The organism is Curtobacterium sp. MCPF17_002 (assembly GCF_003234115.2).
Classification (GTDB): Bacteria; Actinomycetota; Actinomycetes; order Actinomycetales; family Microbacteriaceae; genus Curtobacterium.
Map to the genome: position 1 here is coordinate 252014 of NZ_CP126251.1, position 26240 is coordinate 278253.

General features: G+C 71.1%; 27 protein-coding genes. 16 read left to right on the top strand and 11 right to left on the bottom strand.

What is annotated here, in order from left to right:
- Positions 1–69 precede the first annotated feature (69 nt).
- Positions 70–519 carry a MarR family winged helix-turn-helix transcriptional regulator gene (locus DEJ28_RS01165; RefSeq protein ID WP_111114153.1) on the bottom strand — a complete coding sequence of 150 codons (450 nt, stop codon included), beginning with the start codon at positions 517–519 and terminating at the stop codon, positions 70–72.
- An 81-nt stretch (positions 520–600) separates the two neighbouring features.
- Between DEJ28_RS01165 and DEJ28_RS01170 the strand changes: the two genes are divergently transcribed.
- Positions 601–1356: an SDR family NAD(P)-dependent oxidoreductase gene (locus DEJ28_RS01170; protein ID WP_181433581.1), complete on the top strand. Its 756-nt coding sequence runs from the start codon at positions 601–603 to the stop codon at positions 1354–1356.
- Between the two features lie 18 nt (positions 1357–1374).
- Here the strand turns inward: DEJ28_RS01170 and DEJ28_RS01175 are convergent, their stop codons facing one another.
- Positions 1375–1737 carry a cupin domain-containing protein gene (locus tag DEJ28_RS01175; RefSeq protein ID WP_111114155.1) on the bottom strand — a complete coding sequence of 121 codons (363 nt, stop codon included), beginning with the start codon at positions 1735–1737 and terminating at the stop codon, positions 1375–1377.
- 246 nt (positions 1738–1983) lie between these two features.
- On the opposite strand from DEJ28_RS01175, the gene DEJ28_RS01180 reads away from it, so the two are divergent.
- On the top strand, positions 1984–2982 hold the full coding sequence (locus DEJ28_RS01180) for a GNAT family N-acetyltransferase (RefSeq protein ID WP_111114156.1): 999 nt from the start codon (positions 1984–1986) through the stop codon (positions 2980–2982).
- Positions 2983–3122: 140 nt separating this feature from the next.
- On the opposite strand, the gene DEJ28_RS01185 is transcribed toward DEJ28_RS01180, so the two are convergent.
- The gene (locus tag DEJ28_RS01185) at positions 3123–3929 is read right to left on the bottom strand and encodes an alpha/beta fold hydrolase (RefSeq protein WP_181433582.1); all 807 of its coding nucleotides are present in this window, start codon (positions 3927–3929) and stop codon (positions 3123–3125) included.
- Positions 3930–3992: 63 nt separating this feature from the next.
- Between DEJ28_RS01185 and DEJ28_RS01190 the strand changes: the two genes are divergently transcribed.
- The 3 genes from DEJ28_RS01190 to DEJ28_RS01200 all read left to right on the top strand — a co-directional run bounded on the left by DEJ28_RS01190 (position 3993) and on the right by DEJ28_RS01200 (position 6595).
- A complete protein-coding gene (locus DEJ28_RS01190; protein ID WP_111114158.1) occupies positions 3993–5105 on the top strand; it encodes a 5-methyltetrahydropteroyltriglutamate--homocysteine S-methyltransferase in 1113 nt (370 codons plus the stop codon).
- Positions 5106–5212: 107 nt separating this feature from the next.
- Positions 5213–6214 carry an aldo/keto reductase gene (locus DEJ28_RS01195; protein WP_111114159.1) on the top strand — a complete coding sequence of 334 codons (1002 nt, stop codon included), beginning with the start codon at positions 5213–5215 and terminating at the stop codon, positions 6212–6214.
- A 21-nt stretch (positions 6215–6235) separates the two neighbouring features.
- A complete protein-coding gene (locus DEJ28_RS01200; protein ID WP_111114160.1) occupies positions 6236–6595 on the top strand; it encodes a UBP-type zinc finger domain-containing protein in 360 nt (119 codons plus the stop codon).
- Between the two features lie 27 nt (positions 6596–6622).
- Here DEJ28_RS01200 and msrA read toward each other — a convergent pair whose 3' ends face one another.
- The gene (gene msrA / locus DEJ28_RS01205) at positions 6623–7147 is read right to left on the bottom strand and encodes a peptide-methionine (S)-S-oxide reductase MsrA (protein WP_111114161.1); all 525 of its coding nucleotides are present in this window, start codon (positions 7145–7147) and stop codon (positions 6623–6625) included.
- 134 nt (positions 7148–7281) lie between these two features.
- Complete coding sequence (locus DEJ28_RS01210) at positions 7282–8103, bottom strand: aldo/keto reductase (RefSeq protein WP_111114162.1); 822 nt, start codon at positions 8101–8103, stop codon at positions 7282–7284.
- 85 nt (positions 8104–8188) lie between these two features.
- Between DEJ28_RS01210 and DEJ28_RS01215 the strand changes: the two genes are divergently transcribed.
- Complete coding sequence (locus tag DEJ28_RS01215) at positions 8189–8920, top strand: OBAP family protein (protein WP_111114163.1); 732 nt, start codon at positions 8189–8191, stop codon at positions 8918–8920.
- Between the two features lie 27 nt (positions 8921–8947).
- Here the strand turns inward: DEJ28_RS01215 and DEJ28_RS01220 are convergent, their stop codons facing one another.
- Entirely contained in the window at positions 8948–9394 is a 447-nt protein-coding gene (locus DEJ28_RS01220; protein WP_111114164.1) for a MarR family winged helix-turn-helix transcriptional regulator, read from the bottom strand.
- Between the two features lie 208 nt (positions 9395–9602).
- On the opposite strand from DEJ28_RS01220, the gene DEJ28_RS01225 reads away from it, so the two are divergent.
- The 4 genes from DEJ28_RS01225 to DEJ28_RS01240 all read left to right on the top strand — a co-directional run bounded on the left by DEJ28_RS01225 (position 9603) and on the right by DEJ28_RS01240 (position 12500).
- Positions 9603–10256: a COG1361 family protein gene (locus tag DEJ28_RS01225; RefSeq protein ID WP_111114165.1), complete on the top strand. Its 654-nt coding sequence runs from the start codon at positions 9603–9605 to the stop codon at positions 10254–10256.
- A 106-nt stretch (positions 10257–10362) separates the two neighbouring features.
- Positions 10363–11247, top strand: a complete 885-nt coding sequence (locus DEJ28_RS01230; RefSeq protein ID WP_111114166.1) for a S26 family signal peptidase — start codon at positions 10363–10365, stop codon at positions 11245–11247.
- The gene (locus DEJ28_RS01235; protein WP_111114167.1) at positions 11244–12098 is read left to right on the top strand and encodes a LamG domain-containing protein; all 855 of its coding nucleotides are present in this window, start codon (positions 11244–11246) and stop codon (positions 12096–12098) included. The genes DEJ28_RS01230 and DEJ28_RS01235 overlap by 4 nt, the downstream gene beginning before the upstream one ends.
- Positions 12099–12272: 174 nt before the next feature.
- Positions 12273–12500: a hypothetical protein gene (locus DEJ28_RS01240; protein WP_111114168.1), complete on the top strand. Its 228-nt coding sequence runs from the start codon at positions 12273–12275 to the stop codon at positions 12498–12500.
- A 31-nt stretch (positions 12501–12531) separates the two neighbouring features.
- Here the strand turns inward: DEJ28_RS01240 and DEJ28_RS01245 are convergent, their stop codons facing one another.
- Together DEJ28_RS01245 and DEJ28_RS01250 are read right to left on the bottom strand one after the other, a co-directional pair.
- Positions 12532–13764: an MFS transporter gene (locus tag DEJ28_RS01245; RefSeq protein WP_111114169.1), complete on the bottom strand. Its 1233-nt coding sequence runs from the start codon at positions 13762–13764 to the stop codon at positions 12532–12534.
- A 7-nt stretch (positions 13765–13771) separates the two neighbouring features.
- Positions 13772–15202, bottom strand: coding sequence for a M20/M25/M40 family metallo-hydrolase (locus tag DEJ28_RS01250; protein ID WP_258367859.1), 1431 nt, complete (start codon positions 15200–15202; stop codon positions 13772–13774).
- Between the two features lie 262 nt (positions 15203–15464).
- On the opposite strand from DEJ28_RS01250, the gene DEJ28_RS01255 reads away from it, so the two are divergent.
- The gene (locus DEJ28_RS01255; RefSeq protein WP_111114170.1) at positions 15465–16124 is read left to right on the top strand and encodes a TetR/AcrR family transcriptional regulator; all 660 of its coding nucleotides are present in this window, start codon (positions 15465–15467) and stop codon (positions 16122–16124) included.
- A gap of 13 nt (positions 16125–16137) precedes the next feature.
- On the opposite strand, the gene DEJ28_RS01260 is transcribed toward DEJ28_RS01255, so the two are convergent.
- The 3 genes from DEJ28_RS01260 to DEJ28_RS01270 are packed head-to-tail and all read right to left on the bottom strand — an operon-like array spanning position 16138 to position 19596.
- Positions 16138–16878: a copper homeostasis protein CutC gene (locus tag DEJ28_RS01260; RefSeq protein ID WP_111114171.1), complete on the bottom strand. Its 741-nt coding sequence runs from the start codon at positions 16876–16878 to the stop codon at positions 16138–16140.
- Positions 16875–18419, bottom strand: a complete 1545-nt coding sequence (locus DEJ28_RS01265; protein ID WP_111114172.1) for a M81 family metallopeptidase — start codon at positions 18417–18419, stop codon at positions 16875–16877. The genes DEJ28_RS01260 and DEJ28_RS01265 overlap by 4 nt, the downstream gene beginning before the upstream one ends.
- Positions 18412–19596 (bottom strand): ROK family protein, encoded by a 1185-nt coding sequence (locus tag DEJ28_RS01270; protein WP_111114173.1) that lies wholly within the window; start codon positions 19594–19596, stop codon positions 18412–18414. The genes DEJ28_RS01265 and DEJ28_RS01270 overlap by 8 nt, the downstream gene beginning before the upstream one ends.
- A 217-nt stretch (positions 19597–19813) precedes the next feature.
- Between DEJ28_RS01270 and DEJ28_RS01275 the strand changes: the two genes are divergently transcribed.
- From DEJ28_RS01275 to DEJ28_RS01295, 5 genes are all read left to right on the top strand, one after another.
- Complete coding sequence (locus tag DEJ28_RS01275) at positions 19814–21610, top strand: peptide ABC transporter substrate-binding protein (protein ID WP_111114174.1); 1797 nt, start codon at positions 19814–19816, stop codon at positions 21608–21610.
- Positions 21611–21701: 91 nt separating this feature from the next.
- Positions 21702–22661, top strand: a complete 960-nt coding sequence (locus tag DEJ28_RS01280) for an ABC transporter permease (RefSeq protein WP_111114175.1) — start codon at positions 21702–21704, stop codon at positions 22659–22661.
- Positions 22658–23557, top strand: a complete 900-nt coding sequence (locus DEJ28_RS01285) for an ABC transporter permease (protein ID WP_111114176.1) — start codon at positions 22658–22660, stop codon at positions 23555–23557. Before DEJ28_RS01280 ends, DEJ28_RS01285 begins: the two co-directional genes overlap by 4 nt.
- Positions 23557–25251 carry a dipeptide ABC transporter ATP-binding protein gene (locus DEJ28_RS01290; RefSeq protein WP_111114177.1) on the top strand — a complete coding sequence of 565 codons (1695 nt, stop codon included), beginning with the start codon at positions 23557–23559 and terminating at the stop codon, positions 25249–25251. The genes DEJ28_RS01285 and DEJ28_RS01290 overlap by 1 nt, the downstream gene beginning before the upstream one ends.
- The gene (locus tag DEJ28_RS01295) at positions 25248–26213 is read left to right on the top strand and encodes an ROK family protein (protein WP_258367860.1); all 966 of its coding nucleotides are present in this window, start codon (positions 25248–25250) and stop codon (positions 26211–26213) included. Before DEJ28_RS01290 ends, DEJ28_RS01295 begins: the two co-directional genes overlap by 4 nt.
- Positions 26214–26240 lie beyond the last annotated feature (27 nt).

Genomic DNA, 26240 nt, shown 5'->3' on the forward strand with positions numbered 1-26240 from the left:
CCCCGCGACTCTCGTCCGCGGTGCGGTCACGTCTCGATCCCGCGGTGCGCCGGAGGGGCCGGCCGGCCGTCAGGCGGGCTGCGCCGGGTGGTTCGCGAGGACCGTGTCGAGCAGCCGGACGAGCTCGTCCCGCTCTGCGGGAGTGAGCCCGGCGAGGAGTTCGCGCTGCACGACGGCTGCGCGCTCCCGGAGGTCGCGCAGCCGGGCGTCCCCGGCGGCGGTGATCGTCACGATGTTCCGGCGACGGTCCTCCGGGTCGGGCGTCCGCGTGACCAGGCGATCGGCGTCCAGCCGGACCGCGATGGCGTTGACGTTGTTCCGGTCGAGACCGAGGAGGCGGCCGAGGTCGGCCTGACTGAGCGACCCGTGTTCGTCGAGGCTTGCCAGGACGGCGAAGTCGGAACGGGCCTCGAGCGGCATCTGCTGCGCGGTGAGACGCGCACCGATCGTCGCCACTCGTCCGGCCTGCCAGCTCACGAGGTGCCGCAGTGCGGCCGGTGGGCGCCTGGATTCCGTCATGCGATGAGTCTAACGGTTGGCAGAACCAACGAACGATGTTATCGTTGGCATCACCAACGTTTACCTCGACAAGGAGTCATCATGACCACCATCAGTGCCCACACTCGTCTGTCCGGACGTCGCGTCCTCGTCCCCGGCGGGACCGGCGGAGTCGGAGAAGGCGTCGTGCGTGCGTTCCTCGACGCCGGCGCGGACGTCGTCGTCCCCACGCGCTCGGACGCCCGCGGCGCTGAACTGCGAGACGCGCTCGGCGCCCTCGGACACTCCCCGTTGCTGCACCTGCCGACCCACGACTACACGTCCTTCGCCGGCGCCGAAGCGCTCGGGCAGGAGATGACCGAACGCATGGGCGGCATCGACGACGTGGTCGCCCCGGTCGGCGGTTGGTGGCAGGGCAGGACGCTCACGGAAATCACCGACGCCGACTGGTCCACCGCCTTCACCGACCTCGCCACGACGCACATGGCGCTCGCCCGGGCGATCGTGCCACGGCTGAGCGGGGCCGGCGCCTACACCGTGGTCGTGGGGCAGTCGGCCGAGTACCCGGTCCCGGGGAGCGGCCTGGTGAGCATGGAGCAGGCGGCGGTGCTCATGATGCAGCGGGTCCTCGCCGCCGAGGAGCCCGACAAGCGCATCCACGCGATGGTCCTCGGCCCGGTGCGCACGCGGTCAGCCGGCACCGAGGACTGGGTGTCGAGCGATGACATCGGCGCTGTGGCCGTCGCGACCTCGACCGCCGAGACGTTCACGAGCCGGACGATCACACTCGCGACGCCCGACGACGCGAAGTCGCTCCTCGCCTCCCTCGTCACACCCGTCGCTGCAGCGGGCCGCTAGGGCGACCGGACCCGCCGGTCAGAGCCCGCCTGCTCGGTGACCGGTGGGGCCCAGCGTGCCGGGCTGGTCGGCCTCGCCGGGCGCGTCCTTGAGCTCGATGAGGATCGTGTGGGTCGGTGTCGTGCCCGTGTTCCGACCGGAGTGCCGCTGCGCTGCGAGCCACACGGCGGTGCCGGCGGGGAGCGCGACGTCACGGCTCCGGTCGTCCACGGTCAGCCGACGTTCGAAGTCGGTGAGCGTGACCATCACGCTGTTCGGGTGGTGATGCAGGTGGGTCTCGTCGCCGGGCGCATCGGTGTAGTCCAGGACGCGGACGTGCTCGTTCTCCCACAGCAGCCGGTAGTGCCGAGGGTCCGTCGTCAGTGGGTCGTCCGTGGGCATCAAGTACTCGCTTTCGTCGAGGGAGCGTGTGGCCACCATGATGCTCCGGTCCCCGCGGCTCGGACGAGTACCGGTCAACCGTTACCCGCAGCTCATCATCGGGATCGTCCTGCTCGCGCCGCATGACGACGTGTTTCAGCCCGCAGCGGTATCCCGCAAAGTGCGTCGCCGGGCGCGCGACCCTCCTCGGATGCTCATTAGTCTGACGAGGAAAGCGTCTCGGAGCGCTTCGGGCGGGAGACCAGCGTGGGTGCATCCATTCGGTTCAGCGCGACGAGTGAAGCGCGGGAGTGGGATGCGCTCGTTGCCTCGAGCCCCGGCGCGACGGGCTTCCACGACTGGTCCTGGCTGCAGCTGCAGAGCGAACTCTTCGGCTGGCGGTTCATCCCGCTGATCATCAGCCACGGCAGCACGTCAGTCGGCGTCTTCCCGGTGCTCGTGCGGCCGGGCCGGATCCCGCGACCGGCCGACCCGCCGTTCCCGTACGTCGGACCACTCGTGCCCGACGACCTCCTGGTCGACACCCTCCGGGCGTTCCGTTCCTGGCAGCTCCGTCACGGTGTCCCGATCAGTCGGTTCGACCTCGGACCCGCAGTGGCCGTGAGCGGCGCCGAACTGACGGACGCCGGTGTGGAGTGGTCCGGTGACCGGACGTACGTCGTCGACCTCGCCGACTCCTCCTCCGAGCAGCTCGTCGCCGGCATGCACCGCAACGCGAAGCGATCCCTCCGAGCGGCCGCGGCGAACGGAGTCGAGGTTCGACCGGCACGACCCGGAGAGACCACCACGTTCCTGCCCCGCGTGCTCAGCGAGTCGTACACGAGCCGCGGCGTGCCCTCGCCCTACCCGCAGGACATCGGCGAACGCATCGAGCGGTGGGCAGTGGACCGCGATGACGTCTACATCGCCGCCGCGGTCGTTGCCGGTCAGACCTCGGGGGTGATCGTGGCACTGGGGAGCCACCCGGTCGTGTCGGTCTGGGCCGGCGGCACGCTCCGCGAGCACCGCGCCGCGAACCCCAGCACCTCCCTCTACCACGACGTCCTGCGCTGGTCGCTGGATCGCGGACACACTGCCGCCGACCTCGTCGGCCGGGTCGACGACGGGATCGCCCGGTTCAAGACCGCGCTCGGCGGCATCGAGAAGCCTTACACCAGGATCACGTCGTCTCCGCTCCCGCGCGCCGCGCGCGACGTCGCGGTGCGTCTCTGGCAGACGACACAGCACCACAACGCAGCCAGCTAGGCCTGCAAGGGGCCGACAGGGCGCGACAGCCGACTCCGATCGTCCGTCCGAGGAATCGCGAAGCGGTGCGTCATTGCGCACCCCTCCGGTCAACGTGGGCAATGACAATCGACCGAGCGGCAGGAACGGCGGCGGCCGAGTCACACCCCGACGCGGTCGAGCCAGTCGCCGAGCAGGGCAGCCACGAGCTCCGGTCGCTCGTGGGGGAGCGCGTGTCCGGCGTCGGCGACCGTCACGACGGTGGCGTGCGGGTAGGCGGCACCGTCGCCGAGTCGCTCCTGCAGCTCCCAGCCGACCCAGTGGTCGCGTCGCCCGGAGAGCACGACCACGGGTGCGTCGATCCGCACGTCGTCCGGATCGACCGCCTGCGGGCCGGTGCCGATCGCCCGCTCGAGGGTCTCGTCGTCGACGTCGCCGCCCGCGGGCACCACCACGCGCCGGAACCGCTCGAGCGTCGCCGACGTCCGCACCACGAAGTACCCCTCGTACTCGGCGCGCTGGTCGTCGTCGAGCGCTGCGGAGACGCCGTCGTCGCGGACGACCTCGAAGGCCGCCGGACGGAGCTCGCCGGGCACCACGGGGCAGATCAGGGCGAGGCCGGCGACCCGGTCCGGGTGCCTGGCGGCGACGGCGCGGGCGAAGTGTCCGCCGTACGAGTGCCCGAGGAGCAGGAACGGTCCCTCGGGGACCTCGGTGGCGAGCAACCGGTCGACGGCGTCGAGCACGTCGTCGGGGGACCGGAACCCGCTCGACGGGCGGGAGCCACCGTGTCCCGGCAGGTCGAGGTAGACCCGGCGGACGTCCCGCTCGCCGAGCATGGGCTCGAGGAACCCGCGCACCTCGACGCGCGAGGAGTACGCGCCGTGGACGGCGAGGAGCGGGATGCCGCTCCTCGCGGTCTCGTACGCGAGCGACGCGGACGGGCCGACGTGGACGTGGCTGGTCATGCCGCCATGGTCCTCCCCGTCGCGCTCCCGGTCCCGGTGATTCCGCCCCGGTACCATCGACGGATGCGCCAGCACCCGCCGTTCCGAGCCGACGTCGTCGGCAGCTTCCTCCGCCCCGCCGCTGTGCAGGCGGCGCGCATCGCCCACGCCGACGGCACCGTCGACGCCGTGGCGCTCCGCGCGGTCGAGGACGACGCGATCCGCGACCTCATGGACGCGCAGCAGGCAGCGGGTCTGCAGCTCGCCACCGACGGTGAGGCCCGCCGTGCCTGGTGGCACCTCGACTTCTGGGGTGGTCTGGACGGCGTCGAGGTGGTCGAACTCGACCACGGCATCGCGTTCCACGGTGTGACCACCACTCCGAAGGGCATGCGGGTCACCGGTCCCGTCTCGTTCCCGGCGGACCACCCCTTCGTCGCCGACGCCGCGTTCGTCGTCGCCGAGGCCGCGGCGCGCGGGGTCACCGCGAAGTTCACGATCCCGTCGCCGACCGTGTTCGACTTCCGGCTCGACGCCGACCAGATCCGCACGGACCACTACGCCGACCGCGACGCGATCACCGACGACCTGGTGCAGGCGTACCGCGACGCGATCGCAGCCCTGTACGCCGTCGGAGTGCGGTACCTGCAGATCGACGACACCGCGTGGGCGTACGCCTGCTCGGAGGCCGAGATGGTGAAGGCACGCGAGCGGGGCATCGAGACGGACGGCATCGCGGCCCGGTTCTCGTCGATCATCCGGCGTGTGCTCGACGGCCGTCCGGAGGACCTCGTCGTCACCACGCACGTGTGCCGTGGGAACTTCCGGTCGACGTGGATCACGTCGGGCGGGTACGAGCCCGTCGCCGAGGAACTGCTCGGCAACACCGGCTACGACGGGTACTTCCTGGAGTACGACAGCGACCGGGCGGGCGGCTTCGAGCCGCTCCGGTTCCTGCCCGAGGGCGACCAGGTCGTCGTGCTCGGCCTCGTCACCTCGAAGACCGGGGAGCTCGAGGACCCGGCCGTGGTCGAGCAGCGCATCCGCGACGCCGCGGCGTTCGCCCCGCTGGGGCAGCTCGCGCTCAGCCCGCAGTGCGGGTTCGCGTCCACCGAGGAGGGCAACGTCCTGTCCGAGGACGAGCAGTGGGCGAAGGTCCGGAGTGTGGTCGACATCGCGAGCCGCGTGTGGTCCTAGAACCACCAGCGGGCGGACGGGAGGCGCGGGGCGGGCCCGACCCGCGCCTCCCGTCCGCCGTCCGGTAGCGTTCTCGACGGCCTGTCCCCGACCCGGATCGAGCAACGATGCCTGACGTCCACCTCCCTGCCGACGACCGCTACGAGCGGCTCCCGTACCAGCGCGTGGGGAGGAGCGGCCTCCTGCTGCCGCGGATCTCCCTCGGGCTGTGGAACAACTTCGGCGCCGACCGTGCGCTCACGACGCAGCGCGACATCGTGCTGCACGCCTTCGACCGTGGGATCACGCACATCGACCTGGCGAACAACTACGGCCCGCCGTACGGCGCCGCCGAGGAGCAGTTCGGCCGCATCCTCGAGTCGGACCTCCGCCCGTACCGCGACGAGCTCGTGGTGTCCACGAAGGCGGGCTACGACATGTGGCCGGGCCCGTACGGCAACTGGGGATCGCGCAAGTACATGCTCGCGTCGCTCGACCAGTCGCTCGGCCGCCTCGGGCTCGACTACGTCGACGTCTTCTACTCCCACCGCCCGGACCCCGAAACCCCCATCGAGGAGACGGTCAGCGCCCTCGTGACCGCTGTCCGCTCGGGCAAGGCGCTCTACGCGGGCATCTCGAACTACGACCCGGAGCAGACCGCGGCGGCGGCCGAGGCGCTCGCCGCCGAGAACATCCACCTGCTCATCCACCAGCCGCGCTACAACATGTTCGACCGGGTCCCCGAGGACGGGCTCTTCGACGAGCTGCTCCGTCTGGGGACCGGGGCGATCGTGTTCTCGCCGCTGGCCGGCGGGCTCCTGACGGACCGCTACCTCGACGGGTCGGTGCCGGTCGGGTCCCGCGCGGCGGAGGGTCGCTGGTTCGGCGCGGACCGGATCGACGACGAGTACCTGACGACCGCTCGGGCGCTCAACGACATCGCGGCGGCTCGCGGTCAGACGCTCGCGCAGCTCGCGATCACGTGGGTGCTCCGGCAGCCGGCCGTCACGTCCGCGCTCGTCGGGGCGTCGAGCGTCCGGCAGCTCGACGGCACGCTCGACGCCCTGGCCGGTGCGCCGCTCTCCGACGAGGAGCTCGCGGCGATCGACGCGCTGGTGCCGCGGGGCTGAACCGCAGGCCATGATGGTGCCATGACGGACCAGGACGAGATGATCCACCCCGAGGTCGCTCCGAGCGGGAACGGCTGCGTCGAGTGCGACGCGACCGGCTCGTGGTGGGTGCACCTGCGCCGGTGCGCCGCGTGCGGTCACGTGGGCTGCTGCGACGACTCCCTGAACACGCACGCGACACGGCACTGGGAGGACACCGGCCACGCCGTCATCCAGAGCTTCGAGCCGGGTGAGACCTGGGCGTGGGACTACCGGGACAGCACCACCTTCGAGGGTGTCGAACTCGCTGCCCCGACGAGTCACCCGACCACGCAGACAGTCCCCGGGCCGGCTGAACGCCTGCCCGGGGACTGGTTGGAACTGCTCGGCGGGTCGCGCTGACCGGAGCGGTCAGCGCGACCACCGGGATCAGACGGCCGCGGTCGCCTCGTCGCGGTGCGGGAGCTTCCAGCCCGGACGCACGAAGTGGCAGGTGTACCCGGCCGGGTACTTCTCCAGGTAGTCCTGGTGCTCCTCCTCGGCCTCCCAGAACGGGCCCGCGGCGGTGACCTCGGTCACGACCTTGCCCGGCCAGATGCCCGAGGCGTCGACGTCGTCGATCGTGTCGAAGGCGACCTGCTTCTGCTCGTCCGAGGTGAAGAAGATCGCCGAGCGGTAGCTGCGACCGACGTCGTTGCCCTGGCGGTTCTTCGTCGACGGGTCGTGGATCTGGAAGAAGAACTCGAGCAGGTCACGGTACGAGATCACGGACGGGTCGAAGACGATCTCGACGGACTCCGCGTGGTCGCCGTGGTTGCGGTAGGTCGCGTTCGCGACCTCGCCGCCGGAGTACCCGACGCGGGTGCTGATGACGCCCGGGCGACGGCGGAGGAGCTGCTGCGCTCCCCAGAAGCAGCCGCCGGCGAGGATGGCGGTCTCGGTGGTGGTGGTCATGGTGGCCTCCTGGGCTCTCGTGCCGCTGGCTGCGGCACCGTTCTGTGCAACCGGTGACGGGGTCGTCCTGTTCCCGACGGAACCGGCAGACGGACGGGAGGCGCGGTGCGGGCTGGCACCGCGCCTCCAGGCCGTCAGTTGGTCGTGTCCTGCAGCGCGTCCAGCGCGGCCACGTCGTCGGCCGACAGGACGAAGTCCACGTCGGCGTTCTCCGCGATGCGCGACGGGGTCGTCGACTTCGGCAGCGGCAGCACGTCCTTCTCGAGGAGGTAGCGGATCGCGACCTGCGCGACGCTCTTGTCGTACTTCGCTGCGATGTCGCGGATCTCGGCGTTCTCGAGCAGACCACCCGTGGCGAGCGGGGAGTACCCCTCGGTGAGGATGTCGTGCTCGCGGTCGAACGCGGTCGTCTCGTCCTGCGTGTTGCCGATGAACCAGCGGATCTGGTTCGCGTGCGGGACGACGTCGGTGCGGCCGAGCAGGTCCTCGAGGTCGGCGACGGCGAAGTTCGAGACACCGATGCTCTTCGTGCGGCCTGCGTCGTAGAGCTCCTCGAAGACCTTCCACACCTCGACGTTGCCGTCCCGGTGGTCGGAGCCGATGTCGCCCCACGGCCACGGCGCGTGGATGAGGTACAGGTCGACGACGCCGAGGTCGAGGTTCCGCGACGACTCCTCGAAGGCGTCGCGTGCGCCGGCCGCGGTCTTCACCTCGGCCGGGAGCTTCGTGGTGATGAAGACCTCGTCGCGAGGGACGCCGCTGTCGCGGACGGCCTCGCCGACACTGGCCTCGTTGCCGTAGGCCAGGGCGGTGTCGATGTGCCGGTACCCGAGGTCGAGCGCGGTCTTCGTGGCGTCGTAGGCGTCGCTGCCGGACGGGATCTGCCAGGTGCCGAAACCGATCTTCGGGATGTGCAGGCCGTTGGACAGGGTGAACGTGTCGATGAGAGCGGGCATGACCCGGACAGTACGCCGGTGCCTCCACGGCGACCCAGCGGGGCGCGGGTTGCATGACGCGCACACCGAGCGGAAGGACGCGACCATGCCCCTCAACCCGACCGTGCACGACCGGAAGACCGGCGTCACCCCGCCGGGCGAGGCCGGTGGGTTCCGACTCGCGCTCCTCGACCGCGGTGCCGACCTCCTGCAGACCACGGCACCACTCCGGGGCTTCGACGTCTACGTGGTCGGCTTCCACTGCGTGCAGGGGGAGCCCGACGTGCAGATGGAGGCGCACCACTTCTGCAAGGTGGTCAACGCGGAGATGCTGCAGTGCGTCCTGTTCGACGGCAACACCGCGGACGCGAACCTCATCGGGATCGAGTACATCGTGTCGGAGCGGCTGTACGCGTCGCTCCCCGAGGACGAACGCGGGTCCTGGCACCCGCACAACCACGAGGTCTTCTCCGGGGAGCTCGTCGCGCCGGGCCTGCCCATCGCGATCGAGACCGAGCTGATGGGCCACCTCGTGAACTCCTACGGCAAGACGTGGCACACCTGGCACAGCACGCCGATGGGGTCGCAGCCGGCCGACGAGCTGCCCCTCGGTGACCCGATGCTCATGTGGTCGTTCAACCGGGAGGGCGAGGTGGACAGCGCCCTGCAGCAGGACCGGAACCGGTCGATGCACACCGATCCGGAGCCGCGGAAGGCGTCGCGGGCGAAGTACCTGCCGGAGGCGCACCCGCAGTACGGCGTCGGCGCGATGCGGGACGCGTTCAGCGGGACGACGCCGACGCCGGGGGTGGTCGACGCGGACGACGGGCGCCCCTGACGGCGGCGTCTGCTGCCGCGGCGTCGGTCAGGCCATCGCCTCGCCGGCAGATCCGTAGAGGCCCGTCGCCAGTTCGTCGAGCACCGCGAGCAGGTCGCCCCCGTGGGACGTGTCGACCGCGCTGAGCACCGCGGCGTAACGCTGTCGGTAGTCCTCGACGACCGCTTCGCCAGCGGGGAGCAAGCGCAGCAGCGATCCACGTCGGTCGTTCGGGTTCGGCGCGCGCTCGAGCAGTTCGGCGCTCGTCATCCGGTCGATCATGTTCGTGACGGCGCCCGACGTCAGCCCGAGGAACCCGGCGACCTCCGTCGGGGTGGAGTACCCCGTGTCCCGCACGAGCACGAGCGCACGGAGGGCGTTCTCGTGCACCCCGGCGCGGGCGCTGAGCTGGCGCACCAGGCTCGCGTTCGCGCGCACGACCGCGTCGAAGGCCGTCAGCATGTCCGCTGGGTCGGTCTGCCCGGTCCGGGTCACAGGTGGTCCTCTTCCGCTTCGGTGTTCCGTCTCATGATCCCGTGTCGACGGCGTGTGAGCGAGCCGCGTGGGTGAGTACCCCTCGCACTGGGGTAAGTGTATGAGTGGTCAACTTGGTCAAGCATTAACTATCTTAATCAGTGAAGCAAGTGAGCCCGAATCTCTTGCTCCGCTCCACCCCCACAATCCCTGACCGAAGAGGTACCCCGTGTCCGACAAGCTCCGCACCTCCGCACTGAAGCGGATCCGCTTCGCCCCCGTCGCGCTCCTCGCGGGCATCTTCGCGGCCGTCCTGCTCTCCCTCTCGCTGACCGGCACCCTGTCCGGGTTCGCCGCGAGCATCACCAACAGCAGCAACACCGCCGCGAGCGGCACGCTGATCATGCAGGAGCAGAACGCCGGAGCCACGGTGACCTGTCTCAGCACCGACGGCGGCTCGGTCTCCACCAACGCCGCGACCTGCTCGACCATCAACAAGTTCGGTGGCAGCACCACGATGACCCCGGGCAACACGGTCAACACCGCGATCTCGATCAAGAACACCGGCACCGCGAACGCCGCGACCTTCACCCTGACCCCGGGCGCGACCTGCACCCAGTCGGTGAACGGCTCGGCGAACGGCACCGCGACCGACCTCTGCGCCAAGATGAACCTCGTCATCACCTCCGGTGCGACGACCGTCTTCAACGGCACCCTCGCGAGCTTCAAGGGCGCCGCCGCCTCGGCCTTCACGATGCCCACCGCCCCCGCCGCCGGTGCCAGCGTCCCGTTCAACTTCGCCGTGACGCTCGACTCCTCGGCCGGCAACACCTACCAGGGCCTCGCCGCATCGGTGCCGATGACCTGGACCTTCACGGCCTGATCCGCCCAGACCGGCGACGCTCGACCGACCCCCTTCCGGCCGAGCGTCGCCTCCCGTTCCACCCCGTCCCCCACCCTGATCACGCCTGACACGAGCGGAGCAGCACATGAGCCAGACCGCAGCGATCCCGCTCAGCGGCACGCTCGACCGCCCGTTGCTCGGCGGACACACCGCCACCCGCTTCGAGACCGTCCTCGCCTGGTCGGTCGCGCTGGTCGCCGCCGTGCTCCTGACCGGTGCCGTGCTGTTCCTCTCCGCCGGCGGTCGATGGTTCGTCGTCGAGACCCCGTCCATGGGCGAAGCCGCTCCGGTCGGGACGCTGGTCCTCGACCTCCCCGTCGACGTGTCGACCCTGCACGTCGGCGAGATCGTCTCCTTCGAGACCGCCGCGAACCCGGGCGTCGTCTACACGCACCGCATCATCGACATCGACGCCGACGGCGGCCTGCACACCCGCGGCGACATCAACGGGGCGACCGACCCCTGGACGCTCACGCAGGACGATGTGGCCGGCACGCCGGCGCTCCTCGTCCCGCACCTGGGCTGGCTCTTCCGCGCCGCCCCGCTCCTGCTCATCGGCACCCTGGTCATCCTGACGCTCACCAGCGTCTTCACCGACCGGGTCACCCGCACCTGTCTCCGCATCGCGGGCGGCGCACTCACCGTCGCCTACGCCGCCTTCATCCTCAAGCCGTTCGTCGACGTCACCACCATCACGAACACCTCGAGCCCGTCCGGCGTCGACGTCACGATCGTGTCCTCCGGCATCTTCCCCGTCCGGGTCGAGTCCGACGGCGCGGCGAGCGTGCACCTGGTCGACGGCCAGGTCGGGCACATGGTCATCCACGAGCTGGCGAAGAACGGCCACTACCAGCTGACGTCGAACATCGACCTCGGCCCGGTCGGGTGGGCGCTGCTCATCGCGGCGTGCCTCGTCCCGCTCGTGCTCTGCCTGGCCGTCGGCCGGGTCGAGGCGGTGCGTCCCTCGTGAGACTGCAGCACCTCCGCGACGGCCGCGTGATCGCCCTCGTCCTCATCGTCGGGCTCGTCGTCGTGGCCCTCCTCAACGCGTTCTCGCCGACCCGCTCCGCCTACAGCGCCCGCATCGCGACCAGCGGCAACACCGCCGCCACCGCCCCGTACTTCACGTGCACGGCGGCGGTCGGGGCCGACACCGCGAACGCGCTCTTCGCGTACCGTCTGACCGAGGCATCCGGCGCGTCGACTGCCGTGGACTGGTCCGGCAAGGGGCTGAACGGCACCTACCAGGGGACGATGGCGGCCACGACGCCGAGCCCCAACGCCTGCCCGCGGGACACCGGGAGCTCCTGGCTGCTCAACGGTTCGACGAACTTCGTCAGCACGCCTCGGTCGTACGCGAGCCCCGCCACCTACAGCGAAGAGGTCTGGTTCAAGACCACCGTCGCGGGCGGCATGCTCATCGGCTTCGGGAGCAACCAGGTCACCGCCTCCGGTCAGCACGACCGCCAGGTGTACCTCAACACCGGGGGCCAGCTCGTCTTCGGCACCTACAGCGGGACGACGCAGGTCGTGACCTCGCCGAAGGCGTACACCGACGGCACCTGGCACCACGTCGTCGCGACGCAGTCCGCCGGCACCGGGATGCGCCTCTACGTCGACGGGTCGCTCGTCGCGTCGAACACCGCGTTCACCGCCGCGGAGCCCTACACCGGCTACTTCCGCGTCGGGTACGACACCGTCTCCGGGTGGCCGGGGCAGCCGGCGAACTTCGCCTTCACCGGATCGATGCGGTACGCGGCCGTGTACAGCACGGTCCTGTCCGCGACGCAGGTCGCGAACCACGCCGCGGCGGGGCGCTGACCGCACCCGCTCGCGGACTGGAGGCGCGGTGCCAGTTGGCACCGCGCCTCCAGTCCTCTGTCTTCCGCGGTCCAGATCAGAAGCGTTTTCCAGGATTTTCGCGAACTCATCGCGGACATCCGCCAGATCCGCCAGCGCTGGCGCGATGAGGTCACGGCGCGCGCGGACTCCGGAGTGTGGCGGGCGCTCGACGTCGTCGCTCGTCAGCCGGTCCTCAACGCGATGGTCCTGGCCAACGAGATGGGCGTCGAGCCACGGAACGCCTACCCGCACATCGTCAAGCTCGTCGAAGCGGGCGTCCTCGTGTCGAAGAACGAGTACCGCCACGGTGTGCTGTACCAGAATGACGACGTCCTGCAGGCACTCGACGCCTTTGCGGTGCGCGCCGGACGCCGGGGCTGATGGTGCGATCGAGGGCGAGCCCGCACCGACCTCAGGGGCAGGCGACCGCGACCGATCCGGTGGCCGTCGTCTCGACCGCCACGGGCTCGCTGCTCGGCGCGGCGTTCGACCGCCGCAGCCCCATCGACACCAGCACGACGGCACCGACGACGGCGACCGCCCCGGCCAGCCAGAAGTCCGCCGCGAGACCGAAGGACGACACCGCTGCGCCACCGAGGACGGATCCGGCAGCGATGGCGAGCTGGATCGTGGTGACGAACAGCGCCAGTCCGGTCTCCGAACCACCGGGGGACGCGGTGGACATCCACGTCTGCATCCCGAGCGGCAGCGCACCCCAGACGAGGCCCCACACCACGAGCAGGATGAAGACCCCCACGACCGAGTGCGCGAGCAGCGGCAGCAGGACGACGGCTCCGGCGAGCACGAACTTCGCGGTGCCGATGGTGCCGAGGACACTCCGACCGAGCGTGGCGCCGGCGGCGAAGTTGCCGACGATCCCGGCGATGCCGAAGACGAGCAGGGCGAGGGTGATGGTCTCGGGGCTCACGCCGACGAGCTCCTGCAGGTACGGCGCGATGTAGGTGTAGGCGGCGAACTGCGCCGCGAAGAGGAACGCGGCGGCGATGAGGCCGACGCGGGCGCGGGGGACCCGGAGCAGCGACCCGAGGGTCGCGAACCGGACCTGCTGCAGCGCCGGGATCTTCGGGAGCATCGCGAGCTGCAGGCCGAGCGCGACGAGGCCGAGCACGCCGCCGATCACGAACGCCAGACGCCAGCTCGCGAGCGAAGACACCAGGGCACCGAGGGGCAGGCTGACGACGGTGGCCACGGAGACACCCGCCGTGATGAGCGATGTCGCCCGGATCACGGCGTCGGACCGGACGAGACGGCCGGCGATCCCGGCGCCGATCGCCCAGAACCCGCCGATGCCGACACCGAGGAGCATCCGGGCGACGAGCAGGACCCAGAACGACGGTGCGATGGCGGCGAGTCCGTCGGCGAGCACGAGCAGGACGGTCAGCGACACGAGGACGACGCGGCGGTCGATCCTGGAGGTCAGGACCGTGACGACGGGCGCGGCGACCGCGCCGACGAGACCGGTGGCGACGACCATCAGGCCGGCGGTGCCGATGCCGACGTCGAGGTCGGAGGCGATCGCCGGGAGCAGGCCGATCGGGAGGAACTCGGACAGGACGAGGACGAACGATCCGAGTGCGACGGATGTGACACTGAGCCACCCGCGGCGCTCTGCTGACGAGGTCATGGGGACGTCAAGCCCCGTCGTGCTCCGTTCCATTCCCGTCGGCTCCGAGTTCGTGCCAGAGGTGCGCGATCGACGCGGCGCCGTCGAGCAGCGTCCGCAGGTCGACGCTCTCGTCGCTCGCGTGCCAGTGGTCCTCCGGCAGCCCCGTGCCGACGAACAGCACCGGTGCGTCGAACACCCGGCCGAGCAACTCCGCCGGGCCACCGCCGGCGTTGCCCATCCGCCCCGACGTCTCCGTGCCGTGGCCGAGCTCCATCGCCCGCACGAGGGCTTCCAGTGCGGGTCCGTTCGGCGTCACGTACGGGTCCTGCCCGGTCTCCTCCGGGATCTCGAGCTCGTACGTCACCCCGTCGGGCATCGTGTCCGCCACGAACCGGCGCAGCTGTTCGGCGACGGCCTGCACCCGCTGGCCCGGGACGGTCCGGATGCTGATCTCCGCCGTGGCCTCGCGGGGGATGACGGCTCGGGGGTACCCGGTCGGGTCCCCGGCCAGCAGGGTGAGCACCTCGATCGAGGGGCGCGCCCAGAGGCGTTCCTCGACGGAGTACCCGGCTTCCCCGGTGGTCGACCGGGTCTCGGTGCGTTCGACCCAGACGTCCGGGTCGAAGTCGAGCGCGTGCAGTTGCTCACGCCGCTCGTCGGAGAGTTCGTCGACGTCGTCGAGGAAGCCCGGGATCGTGATGCGGCCGGTGTCGTCGTGGATCGCCGCGAGCACGGTGACGAGCGCGTGCACCGGGTTCGGTGCCGGTCCGGAGACCGCTCCGCTGTGCACGTCCCTGGCCGGCCCGGTGACGGTGAGCGTCGCGCCGGTCATCCCGCGCATCGAGGTGACGACGGCGGGGTTCCCGGCCTTCCACTGCAGCGTGTCGGAGAACACGACCACGTCGCACGCCAGTCGCTCGCCCTCGGCGTCGAGCAGGTCGGCGAAGTGGCTGGACCCGAGCTCCTCCTCGCCCTCGACGAGGAACTTGAGGTTCACCGCCGGCGTGCCGTCGGGCCGGGTCGCGAGGTGCGCGCGGAGACCCCAGAGGTGGGCGAGCACCTGTCCCTTGGCGTCGGACGCCCCCCGTCCGTACAGTCGTCCGTCCCGGAGCGCCGGCTCCCACGGCGAGGTCTCGACCCACTCCTCGGGCTTCGCGTGCCGGACGTCGTGGTGGCTGTAGACGAGGACCGTCGGCAGCTCGGGATCGACGAGGAGCTCGCCGTAGACGGCGGGTGCGGGACCGGCGTGCAGGATCTCGGTGGAGAGGCCGACGTCGCGCATCGCTCCGGCCAGCCAGTGCGCGGACCGGTCGACGTCGACGGCGCGTTCCGGCTGGGACGCGACGGACGGGATCCGCACCCACTCGGAGAGGTGCCGCACCAGTTGGTCCCGTTCCTCGTCGAGGAAACGTTCGACTGCGCGGCGGCGGTCCGGCTCGGAGTTCACGGCGGGCACGGGGGCTCCTCTCGGTGGCGTGGTACCGAGGACGGTAGGAGCACGCCCCTCCGAGTGGTCGGGGATTGGCCTGGAGGCGCGGCGCGGCTCCGCCCCGCGGTGCCGGTGATGCCGTCGTTCGGGTTCGCCGGCATCACCGCACTGCTGGGCGATCTGGCTAGGGTCCAGACCGCGAGCGGCCCCCACGGCCGCATCCACGAACCTAGGCAGATCGTTATGTGGAGTCAAGCGACCACTTAAGGGGCCGCATTAGGGTTCTCTCATGTCCCCAGGCGAGCGCGTCCGCGCCGAGCGGGTCGAGGTGCGCCGCAGCCGCGAAGCGATCCTCGCGGCGGCCGAACGGCACTACGCCGCGCACGACGCCGATCCCACGATGGTGCAGCTCGCGCACCTGGCCGACGTCGGGACGGCGACCCTCTACCGCCGCTTCCCCGGCATCGACGACGTGGTCCGGGCACTCCACGCTCGACTCATCGCCGAGTTCGGGCGCGTCGAGGCGGCCGTCGCCGCCCAGACCTCCGGCTGGGACGGCGTCGTCGCCCTCGTCACCACGATCATCGACGTCCTGCAGGCGCACCCCGCGATCCCCCGGCTGAACCGGAAGATGGTGGCGCTCGACGACGACCAGCAGCTCAGCACGGGGTGGGCCGCGCAGCTCGACGCGCTCATCGCGGTCGCACAGGCCGAGGGATCCCTCCGCCCGGACGTCACGTCGAACGACGTCACCTTCGCCGCGTTCCGCATCGGGAGCTACTCGAACCTGCCCCCGGACGAGGCCGACCGGATCATCGGACGCCAGGTCGGGATCGTGCTCGACGGCCTGCGAGCCGATGGGGCGCGGCGACCGCTCCCGGGTGGTCCGATCGGGACGGACGACCTCCACCGCGTCTTCCGGTACGAGGTGTCCCACCCCGTCGAGTAGGTCGAGCCGGAGATCAGGCGTCGAGTGCTGCGCGCGCCGCCGCGACCACCTCGGCGTCCGTGACGAAGTGCGCGGAACCGTCGTCCGCGCCGCCCATCGGCACCCCGGCGTGCGCGCTGTCCGCAGCGGGGCGCTTCGCGGAGAGGTGCACCGCGGCGGCCCCCGTGGCGACGAGTGCGGGGACGTCCGCGGGGATGACCCCGGCGCCGGCCATCACCTGCACGGGCCCGGCGGCCTCGACCATGCGGGCGATCGTCGCCGCGCCCGTCAGTGCGGTCGGCGCAGCGCCGGACGTCAGCACGCGGGTGAACCCGAGGTCGGCCAGCGACGCGGCGGCGGCGACGGGGTCCACCGCGTGGTCGATCGCCCGGTGCAGGGTGACCTCGGCGGTCGCGCTCACCGAGCGGGCAGCGTCCACGAAGCGGCGGAGGGCCTCGACGTCGAGGGTGCGGTCCGGACGCAGGGCCCCGACCACGACGCCGGCGGCGCCCGAGCGGAGGACCGTGCGGACCTCCCGTTCCATCAGCTCGACCTCGTCGCGGTCGTGCACGAAGCCACCGGGACGGCACCGGACGAGCGCGTGCGCCGGGATGCCGGTCTCGTGGGTCATCTCGACGAGCGCCTGCGAGGGGGTGAGGCCGCCCAGCTCGAGTCCGACGCAGAGCTCGACCCGGTCCGCGCCGCCGTCGCGCGCGACCATCGCCCCGGCGGGCGAGGTGACGGCGATCTCGAGGCTGACGGGGGTGTGGCTCATGCAGTGGCTCCGAGCGGTTCGTTGGAGGCGGGGATGATCCGGGCGCGGAGGTCCGGCGCCGACGGGAACTCCCGATCGTAGGGGAACATCGGCCGCTCGATCCTGTGGTGCCCGAGTCGCTCGAGGTCCTGGTCGACACCACCCGGCGTCAGCGCGAGCATCCAGTCAGCGGACATGTCGAAGAGCTCCGGCTCGAGGTACCCGATCTTCACGATGACGACGTCGGCCTGCCGCGGCGCGAGGTCGAGGTCGGTGAAGTCGTGCTCGTGGTGGTACGGCTTCCGGAGCTTCGTGAGGATCGCGAACACGCTGCCGACCTGCAGCACCACCTCGGTCTCGGCGTCGCGGTCGCCGTGCTTGATCGCGTGCACCCGGCCGGTCATCGTGATCGGTCCCGCGTGCACGGCATCGACCGACGCACCTGCGGTCACCGTGACGGTCGCGCCCACGCCGGCCTCGACCGCGGTCGCCACGGCGGCGGCGCCCGGGACACTCGCGTAGATGACGATCGGACCGGTCGGGTCCTGGAACTCCGGACGCGCGAGCACCTGGGTCAGACCCCACGTCATGTCGCCCGAGCCGCCCGCGGTGGGGTTGTCGCCCGAGTCGGAGATGAAGTACGGCTTCGCGGCACCCGGTGCGAGCGCGGCGGCGAGGCACTCGTCGAACGTTCCCGTCGGTGCGACGAACACGAAGTCCTCGCGGACGTCCCAGAACGACCGGGCAAGTCGCGCGGCGCCGGCCGCGACGGCGGCCTGGTCCCAGCCGGTGACGACCGTGACGGCGCGGTCGCGCGGCTGGTCCGCCCAGGCGTAGCCGACCCAGATCGCGGCGTCGAGCACGCCGGCGGTCTGCTCGACGAGTGGCACCTGCGCGTACAGCGACGCCGCCGGCTCGATGCGGGTGGAGGTCTGTTCGCCGGGCAGCAGTACCGGGATCGGGATCCACGCCTTGACCGGGCGTTGCGCCCCGACCGGCCGGGTGGTGAGCACGTCGACCAGGTTCCGGACGGCGCGCTCCTTCGTCTCGAGGGCGTCCTCGTGCGGTGCCATCCGGTAGCAGGTGACGAGGTCGACCTGGTGGGCGAGCTCGGCGGTGACGTTGCCGTGCAGGTCCATCGACGCCGACACGATCACGTCCGGGCCGATCACCGCACGGATGCGGCCGAGGAGGTCGGCTTCGGCGTCGTCCAGCCCCTCGACGACCATCGCCCCGTGGATGTCGTACCAGAGGCCGTCGACGTGCTCGGCCTCGACGATCGAACGCAGGCGCGCGACGATCTCGGACGCGAGCTCCTCGTACGAGCCGCGATCGACGATGCCGCCGGGCAGCGCGTGACCGATGAGCGCCCCGCGGAAGTCCGCGCGCGACGACAGCGGCCCGAGGAAGTCGTACCGCGCCACCACGTCGTCCCCGCGGTCGGGGTGGAACGCCGCTGCGAGGGTCCTGGTCGGCGTGAAGGTGGACGTCTCGATGGCGAGGCCCGCGATCGCGATGACCGGGCGGCGGGTGGTGGGGACGGCGGACTCGGTGTCAGACACGGACGCTCCTGTTCCTGGTGGTGGACTGCGGGATGGGGGCGGACAGTTCCTCGAGCGAGGCGGCGAGGCCCCGCTGCAGTGCGAACTGTCCGGCCCCGACGAGGCCCGCGTCGGCGCCGAGCGACACCGGCTCGATGGCGAGGTGCTGCGTCATGAGCGGGTGGCAGCTCTCGTACAGCTGGCTGCGCACGGCGGCGATGAACGGGTCGAGGGTGGACAGGATGCCGCCGAGGTACACGGCATCCGGGTTGAAGAAGTTGACGTTGGCGGCGAGCACCTCGCCGAGGTACCGGCCGGCCAGCCGGACGGCCCTGGTGGTCTCGGGGTGCGCGTCGGACGCGAGCCGGACGACGTCGGCGGTCGAGGACACGTCGACACCGGCGGTCGACAGGATCCGCACGAGGGCGGCACCGGAGGCCACGGTCTCGAGGCACCCGGTGTTGCCGCACGAGCACGGGGTGTCCCCGGCGGCGTCGATCCGGACGTGGGTGATGTCCCCGGCGGCGCCGGTCGAGCCGCGGTACAGGCGGCCGTCGATGACGATCCCGGCCCCGATCGCCGACCCGGCCTTGATCGTGATGGTCTGCCGGCGGCTCGGGTCCTGCACGGTCTGCTCGCCTGCGGCCATGCAGTTCGCGTCGTTGTCGACGATCGCGGGCAGCCCGAAGCGCTCGGACAGCCACGAGGCCACGGGGAAGCCGTTCCACCCGGGCATCCGGCTCGGCAGGTCGACGACGCCGGCCTCGACGTCGACGGGTCCGGGGAGGCTGAGCCCGACGCCCCGGAGGCCGTCGCGACCACGGTCGTCGGCGAGCCGCTCGAGCAACGCGGCCAGGCGCTGGAGCCCCGCGGTCGGACCGTCGGAGAGCGCGAACGGGACGTTCGCGACCGACTCGAGCGCGCCTCCTGGCAGCACGATGCCGATGCGCGCGTGCCCGCCACCGACGTCCGCGGCGACCGCGTACTCGTCGACCCCGCCGATGCGGAGCACCTTGCGGGGGCGACCGCCGGTGGAGACGTCGGTGCCCTCCTCGGCCAGCAGCCCGTGCGACAGGAGCTGGGCGACCACGTGCGACACCGTCGACGGGGCGGCGCCGAGCAGGCTGGCAATCTCGGTGCGACTGGTCGCCTGCCCGGACGCGACGAGTTCGAGGACGCGGGCGCTGAGGTCCGGCACGACTTTCTCCAATCCGGGCGGAAGGCGACCGGCGGTCCCGATCTGCGGCGAGCCTACGGGGCGGAACGGGCGGTCGACCCTTTCGTCCGTTCCGCAGTAACGCAGTTTTTACATCGAGATGTTTGTTTTTCCAATCGCTTTGGTCCTTGACTGTCCTCGTGCCGATCCGGCACGCGTGCTCCACCTCCCCGAAGTCCCTCGCACAAGGAGACACCGCATGTCCAAGCCCCGTCGCTGGGCGCTCCTCACCGGAGCGGCGATCGCCGTGAGTGCCCTGCTCGCCGGATGTTCCGGAGGCGGCTCGACCGCGTCCGGTTCCGACTCCGACGAGATCAACTACGCACTGCCCGCCAACTTCACGCCGAACTGGATCCTGCCGATCGGCACGGCGGCGCACCTCAACACGAACAACGGCTCGATCGCGCAGTCGCTGTACGAGCCGCTCATCGCGTACGACGGCTCCACCGGCAAGATCGCGTGGAACAAGGACGGCTCCGTCGCCACCGACGTCTCCTTCGCCTCGGACAGCAAGAGCGCCACGGTCACCCTGGGTGACCGGCACTGGTCGGACGGCAAGCCGATCACGAGCCGCGACGTCGAGTTCTGGTTCAACCTGATCAAGGCGAACAAGGACCAGTGGGGCTCGTACTCCGAGGGCAAGGCTCCCGACAACTGGACCTCGTTCAAGACGGTCGACGACACGCACTTCACGATCACGTTCGACAAGGCCTACAACTCGGACTGGATGCTCGCCAACCAGCTGAGCCACATCATCCCGCTGCCCCAGCACACCTGGGACAAGACGAGCGCGAGCGCCAAGGTCTCCGACGCCGACGAGACCGCCGACGGTGCGAAGAAGGTCTGGAAGTACCTCAACACCGCGGCCGGCAAGATCTCGGACTACGCGAGCGACGACCTGTGGAAGACGATCTCCGGCCCGTACGGCGTGCAGTCCTTCACCACCGCCGGCAAGGTCACCCTGACGGCCAACAAGAAGTACGACGGCGGGGAGAAGCCGTCGATCACGACCGTCAACCTGCTGCCGTTCACCACGAGCGACGCCGAGGTCAACGCGGTCCGCTCCGGCGAGGTCGACTACGGCTACATCAACGCCACCGACATGGACCAGAAGTCGTCGTTCACGTCGAAGGGGTACTCCGTCGAGCCGTGGACCGGGTGGGCGATCACGTACATGCCCTACAACTTCAACAACCCGGACATGGGCGCCGTCTTCAAGCAGCTGTACGCCCGCCAGGCCGTCCAGATGTCGATCGACCAGAAGTCGCTGTCGAAGGTCGTCTTCAACGGCACCGCCACCTCGACCTACGGGCCGATCCCGCAGGCGCAGGAGTCCGACTACGTCTCCGACGTGCAGAAGTCGAACCCCTACCCGTTCAGCACCTCGAAGGCGAAGGACCTGCTCACCAGCCACGGCTGGGCCGAGCAGGGCGGCACGATGGTCTGCACCGACCCGGGCACGTCGGCCAGCCAGTGCGGCGAGGGAGTCGAGCAGGGCACGAAGTTCACCATGCAGGTGCTCTCGCAGTCCGGCTCGACCGTCACCGACAACATGATGAGCGCCATCCAGTCCTCGCTCCAGAAGACGGGGATCGGCTTCACCATCAAGACCGCGCCGGTGTCGAGCGTCCTCTCGCAGACCCCGACCTGCACCTCGGACGAAGCGAGCTGCGACTGGGACCTGTCCTTCTTCGGCACCGCGGGCAGCTGGTACTTCCCGGCCTACCCGACCGGTGAGTCGCTCTTCTCGACCGCGGGTTCGGCGAACTTCGGCAGCTACTCCAACAAGGAGGTCGACGCCCTCATCGACGCGACGACCACCTCGCCCGACGCCAGCGCCGTGCAGGACTACAGCGCCGCGGTCGCGAAGGACCTGCCGGTGATCTGGCTGCCGAGCCCCGACTACCAGATCTCGGTGGTCAAGAAGGGCCTGACCGGGTTCGACCAGGACTCGCTCGCCAACTTCCACCCCGCCCAGTGGAAGTGGTCGAAGTAACCAGATGACACCGCCTGGAGGCGCGGCGCGCGTCCGACGCGCACCGCGCCTCCAGTCCGGCTCACGTCCCCATCCGACCAACGGAAGCAGCATGACCACTGCCCTCTACCTCACCCGGCGGGTGCTCCAGGCGCTCGCGGTGATCCTCATCGTCACGATCGTCGTGTTCTGCCTGCTGCACGCCCTGCCGGGCGGACCCGCCCGCGGCGTCCTCGGCGTCTCGGCGACGCCCGCGCAGATCACGGCGTTCAACCAGGCGCAGGGGCTCGACCAGCCGCTGCCCGTGCAGTACCTCCGGTTCCTCGGACGGCTGCTCACCGGCGACCTCGGCACCTCGTACACGCTCAACGAAGCGGTCTCGCAGCTCATCGCCGAGCGACTCCCGAAGACCCTCGTCCTCACCGGGATGTCCGCCGTGCTCGGCATCGTCATCGCGATCCCGGTCGGCATGTGGCAGGCGGTCCGTCGCAACGGCGCGGTCGACTACGCGGCCACCGCCCTGGCGTTCGTCTTCTACTCGACGCCGGCGTTCTTCCTCGGGCTCATCCTCATCATCGTGTTCAGCCAGCAGCTGCCGTGGCTGCCGTCCCAGGCACCGAGCGGCAACACCCTCGCCGAGGTCTTCCAGGATCCCGCCGGACTCGTGCTCCCCGTCGTCACCGGTGCGCTCGCGATGATCGCCGTGTTCAGCCGGTACATGCGGGCCTCGACACTCGAGAACCTGCACGAGGACTACGTCCGCACCGCCCGCGCGGGTGGGGCGTCGACCGCGACGATCCTGCGGCGGCACGTGTTCCGGAACTCGCTCACCCCCGTGGTGGCGATGCTCGGGTACTACCTGCCGGTGCTCTTCGGCGGGGCGCTCGTCACCGAGCAGCTGTTCAACTACCCCGGCATGGGGCTCCTGTTCTGGAACGCCGCGCAGACCTCGGACTACCCGACGTTGCTCGGGTGCGTCCTCGTCATCTCGATCGCGACCGTCGTCGGCACCCTGCTCGCGGACGTCGCACAGTCACTGATCGACCCTCGTGTGAAGGCAGACCGCGCATGACCGCACAGCTCGCTCCCGAAGCCCCCGGCGCCGCGTCCCTGGTCCAGCCGGTCGCGGCCACCGGCTGGAAGCTCGCCGTCCGCCGCTTCCGCCACAACACCCTCGCGGTGATCGGCCTCGTCGTCATCGTCGTCATCGTGCTGTTCTGCTTCGTCGGCCCGTTCGTGTACCCGACCGACCAGACGCACACGCAGCTGTCCCAGGCGAACCTCGGCCCGAGCGCCGCGCACTGGTTCGGCACCGACGCGGTCGGACACGACGTCCTCGGCCGCCTGATGTTCGGCGGCAAGGTGTCGCTCATGGTCGGCATCGCGGCGGGTGTCCTCGCCACCGTCGTCGGCACGCTCTGGGGCTCCGTCGCCGGGTACCTGGGCGGCTGGGTCGACGCCGTCATGATGCGCGTGGTCGACGCCGGCATCGCGATCCCCGCACTCTTCATCCTGCTCGTCATCTCGGCGATCACGACACCGGGCGTGTGGGGACTCATCGTGATCCTCGGCTTCGTGTCGTGGCTCGTGCCCTCCCGACTCATCCGCGCCGAGACGCTGACGCTGAAGAACCGCGACTACGTGCTCACCCTCCGTGCGATCGGCGGTTCCCACGCCCGCGCGATCGGCAAGCACCTGCTGCCGAACTCGGTGTCGACGATCGTCGTCGCCGCCACGTTCCAGGTCGCCGACGCGATCCTCCTCGTCGCCTACGTCTCGTACCTCGGGCTCGGCGTGCAGGCGCCCGCGACGGACTGGGGCGGCATGCTCTCGGCGGGACTCACCGCCGCCTACTCGGGACGCTGGTGGCTCATCGTGCCGCCGGGTCTCGCCGTGATCCTCGTCGTCTGCGCGTTCAACGCGGTCGGCGACGGGCTCCGGGACGCCTTCGACGTGAGGGGCCGTTGATGTCCATCCTGACCACCACCGACCTCGGGGTCACCTTCCGCACCGAGTCCGGCACCGTCGACGCCGTCCGCGGCGTCTCCCTGCACGTCGAGCCGGGCGAGACCCTGGCGCTCGTCGGCGAGTCCGGCTCCGGCAAGTCGACCGTGGCGCTCGCCGCGATGGGGCTGCTGTCCGGCAACGCGACCGCGACCGGCAGCGCGATCGTCGACGGGCACGAGATCGTCGGCACGTCCGAGGAGTCGTTGCGCGGCCTCCGCGGGAAGACCGTCTCGATGGTCTTCCAGGAACCGGCGACGGCCCTCGACCCGCTCACGCGCATCGGTGCCCAGATCGCCGAGGTCATCCGGAACCACCGGACCCTCAGCGCATCGGACGCGCACGCCGAGGCCGTCGAGCTGCTCCGCCGGGTCGGCATCCCCTCGCCGGAGACACGGGCGAAGGCCTTCCCGTTCCAGCTGTCCGGCGGGCAGCGGCAGCGCGTCGTCATCGCGATGGCGATCGCGAACTCGCCGGCCCTCCTCATCGCCGACGAGCCGACGACCGCGCTCGACGTGACGGTGCAGGCCGAGATCCTCGAGCTGCTCCGAAAGCTCGCCGCCGACACCGGCACCGGCGTCCTGCTCGTCACCCACAACATGGGCGTCGTCGCGGACTTCGCGGACCGGGTCGCGGTGATGCTGCAGGGCGAGATCGTGGAGACCGGGGGCGTCGAGGACGTCCTGCTCCGGCCGCAGCACGACTACACGAAGCGGCTGCTCGCCGCGGTGCCGCGCCTCGCCGTCGCGGGAGCGGCCCCGGTCGTTCCGGCTCCGGCAGCCCGGGTCACGTCCACGGGCACCGACGAACCGGACGGGAGGCGCGACGCACCCCCGGTGGTCGACCTGCGGGACGTCTCGGTGATGTTCGGGCGCGGGGCGCGCGCCGTCCACGCCCTGAGCGGGATCGACATCGCCGTGCATGCGGGCGAGACGGTCGGCCTGGTCGGCGAGTCCGGCTCCGGCAAGTCCACCGCGGCACGGGTCGCGCTCGGTCTCGTCAAGCCGACCTCCGGCAGCGTGCGGCTGTTCGGGTCCGACCTCCGCACCGCGAAGGGCCGCGACCGTCGGGCCCTCCGCTCGGGCATCGGCGTCGTGCTGCAGGACCCGGTGGCGTCGCTCGACGCGCGGATGTCGGTCGCCGAGTGCATCGCCGAGCCGCTCGCCGTGCACCGTCGCGGGATGTCCTCCGCCGACCGCCGTCGTCGCATCGACGAGGTGCTCGACGCCGTCCGCCTGCCCCGGACCCTGGCGTCGCGTGCGCCGCGGGAACTCTCCGGCGGCCAGCGGCAGCGTGTCTCCCTCGCCCGGGCGCTCGTGCTCTCGCCGCGGCTGCTCGTGGCCGACGAGCCGACGAGTGCGCTCGACGTCAGCGTGCAGGAGACCGTGCTCGAGGTCCTCGGTGAACTGCAGGGCGAGCTCGGGTTCGCGTGCCTGTTCGTCTCGCACGACCTCGCCGTCGTGCAGCAGTTCGCCGAACGCGTCGTCGTGATGCGCCAGGGCGTCATCGAGGAGCAGGGCACCACGGGCACGACCCTCCTGCACCCCACGACCGACTACACCCGTCGGCTGCTGGCGGCGGTCCCCGTCCCCGACCCGATCGTGCAGCGGCAACGCCGGGCCGAGCGGCTCGCGACCCTCGCGGCGGTGACCGCGTGATCGCCGCCGAGACCGCGGCGACCGCCGCCGTGGACACCGGCACCGTCGTCGCGGGCGTCGACGTCGGCGGGACGAACACGAAGGTGCTCCTGGCGACGCCGACCCTCGACGTGATCGACCGGATCGACCTGCCGACGCCCGCCCACGCGGGCGGCGCCGCGATCGTGACGGCCGCCCTCGGCGCGGTGCGCGAACTGCTCGACCGGCACCGGGCCTCCTTGGCGGGTGTCGGGGTGGGCGCGGCCGGCGTCGTCGACCGGGCCACGGGGACGGTGCTCGTGACGGGCAACTCGTTCACCGGCTGGGCCGGGTACGGCGTGACCGACGCGGTGACCGCGGCCCTCGGGGTGCCCGCGACGCTCGACAACGACGTGAACGCGTTCCTCCTCGGCGAGGTCGCGACCGGAGCGGTCGCGGGGGAGCCCGACGTGCTCGGGATGACCCTCGGCACCGGTGTCGGTGGTGCGTTCGTGCTCGGCGGCAGCCTGTTCGCCGGGCCGCGTGGTGCTGCCGGGGAGATCGGCCACGTGCCGGGCTTCGGCGACGCGCTGTGCACCTGCGGACAGATCGGACACCTCGAGACCATCGCCGGGGCCCGTGGCATCGCGGACCGCTACGCCGAACGGACCGGCCGTCGCCTGTCCGTCCGCGAGGTCGCCGAGGCAGCGCGCGCCGGGGACACCGACGCCGCCCGGGTGTTCGAGATCGCCGGGTGGGGACTCTCCCGCGCGGCTCTGCTGACGGCGGGGATCCTCGACGTGACGACCATGGTCGTCGGCGGGGGGATCGCGCGGTCGTGGGACCTGCTCGAACCGGCCATCAGCGCCGCCATCGCGCTGGAGCCCCCGGTGAGCGGGGCGTCGATCCGCCTGGCGCAGTCGACCCTCGGGTCAGACGCCGTGGCGCTCGGCGCGGCCGCACAGGTGCGCGACCTCGTGCTCGGCGGGGCCCCGGCGCGCTGACGCGCGTGCACCGTGCGTGTCGGGCGT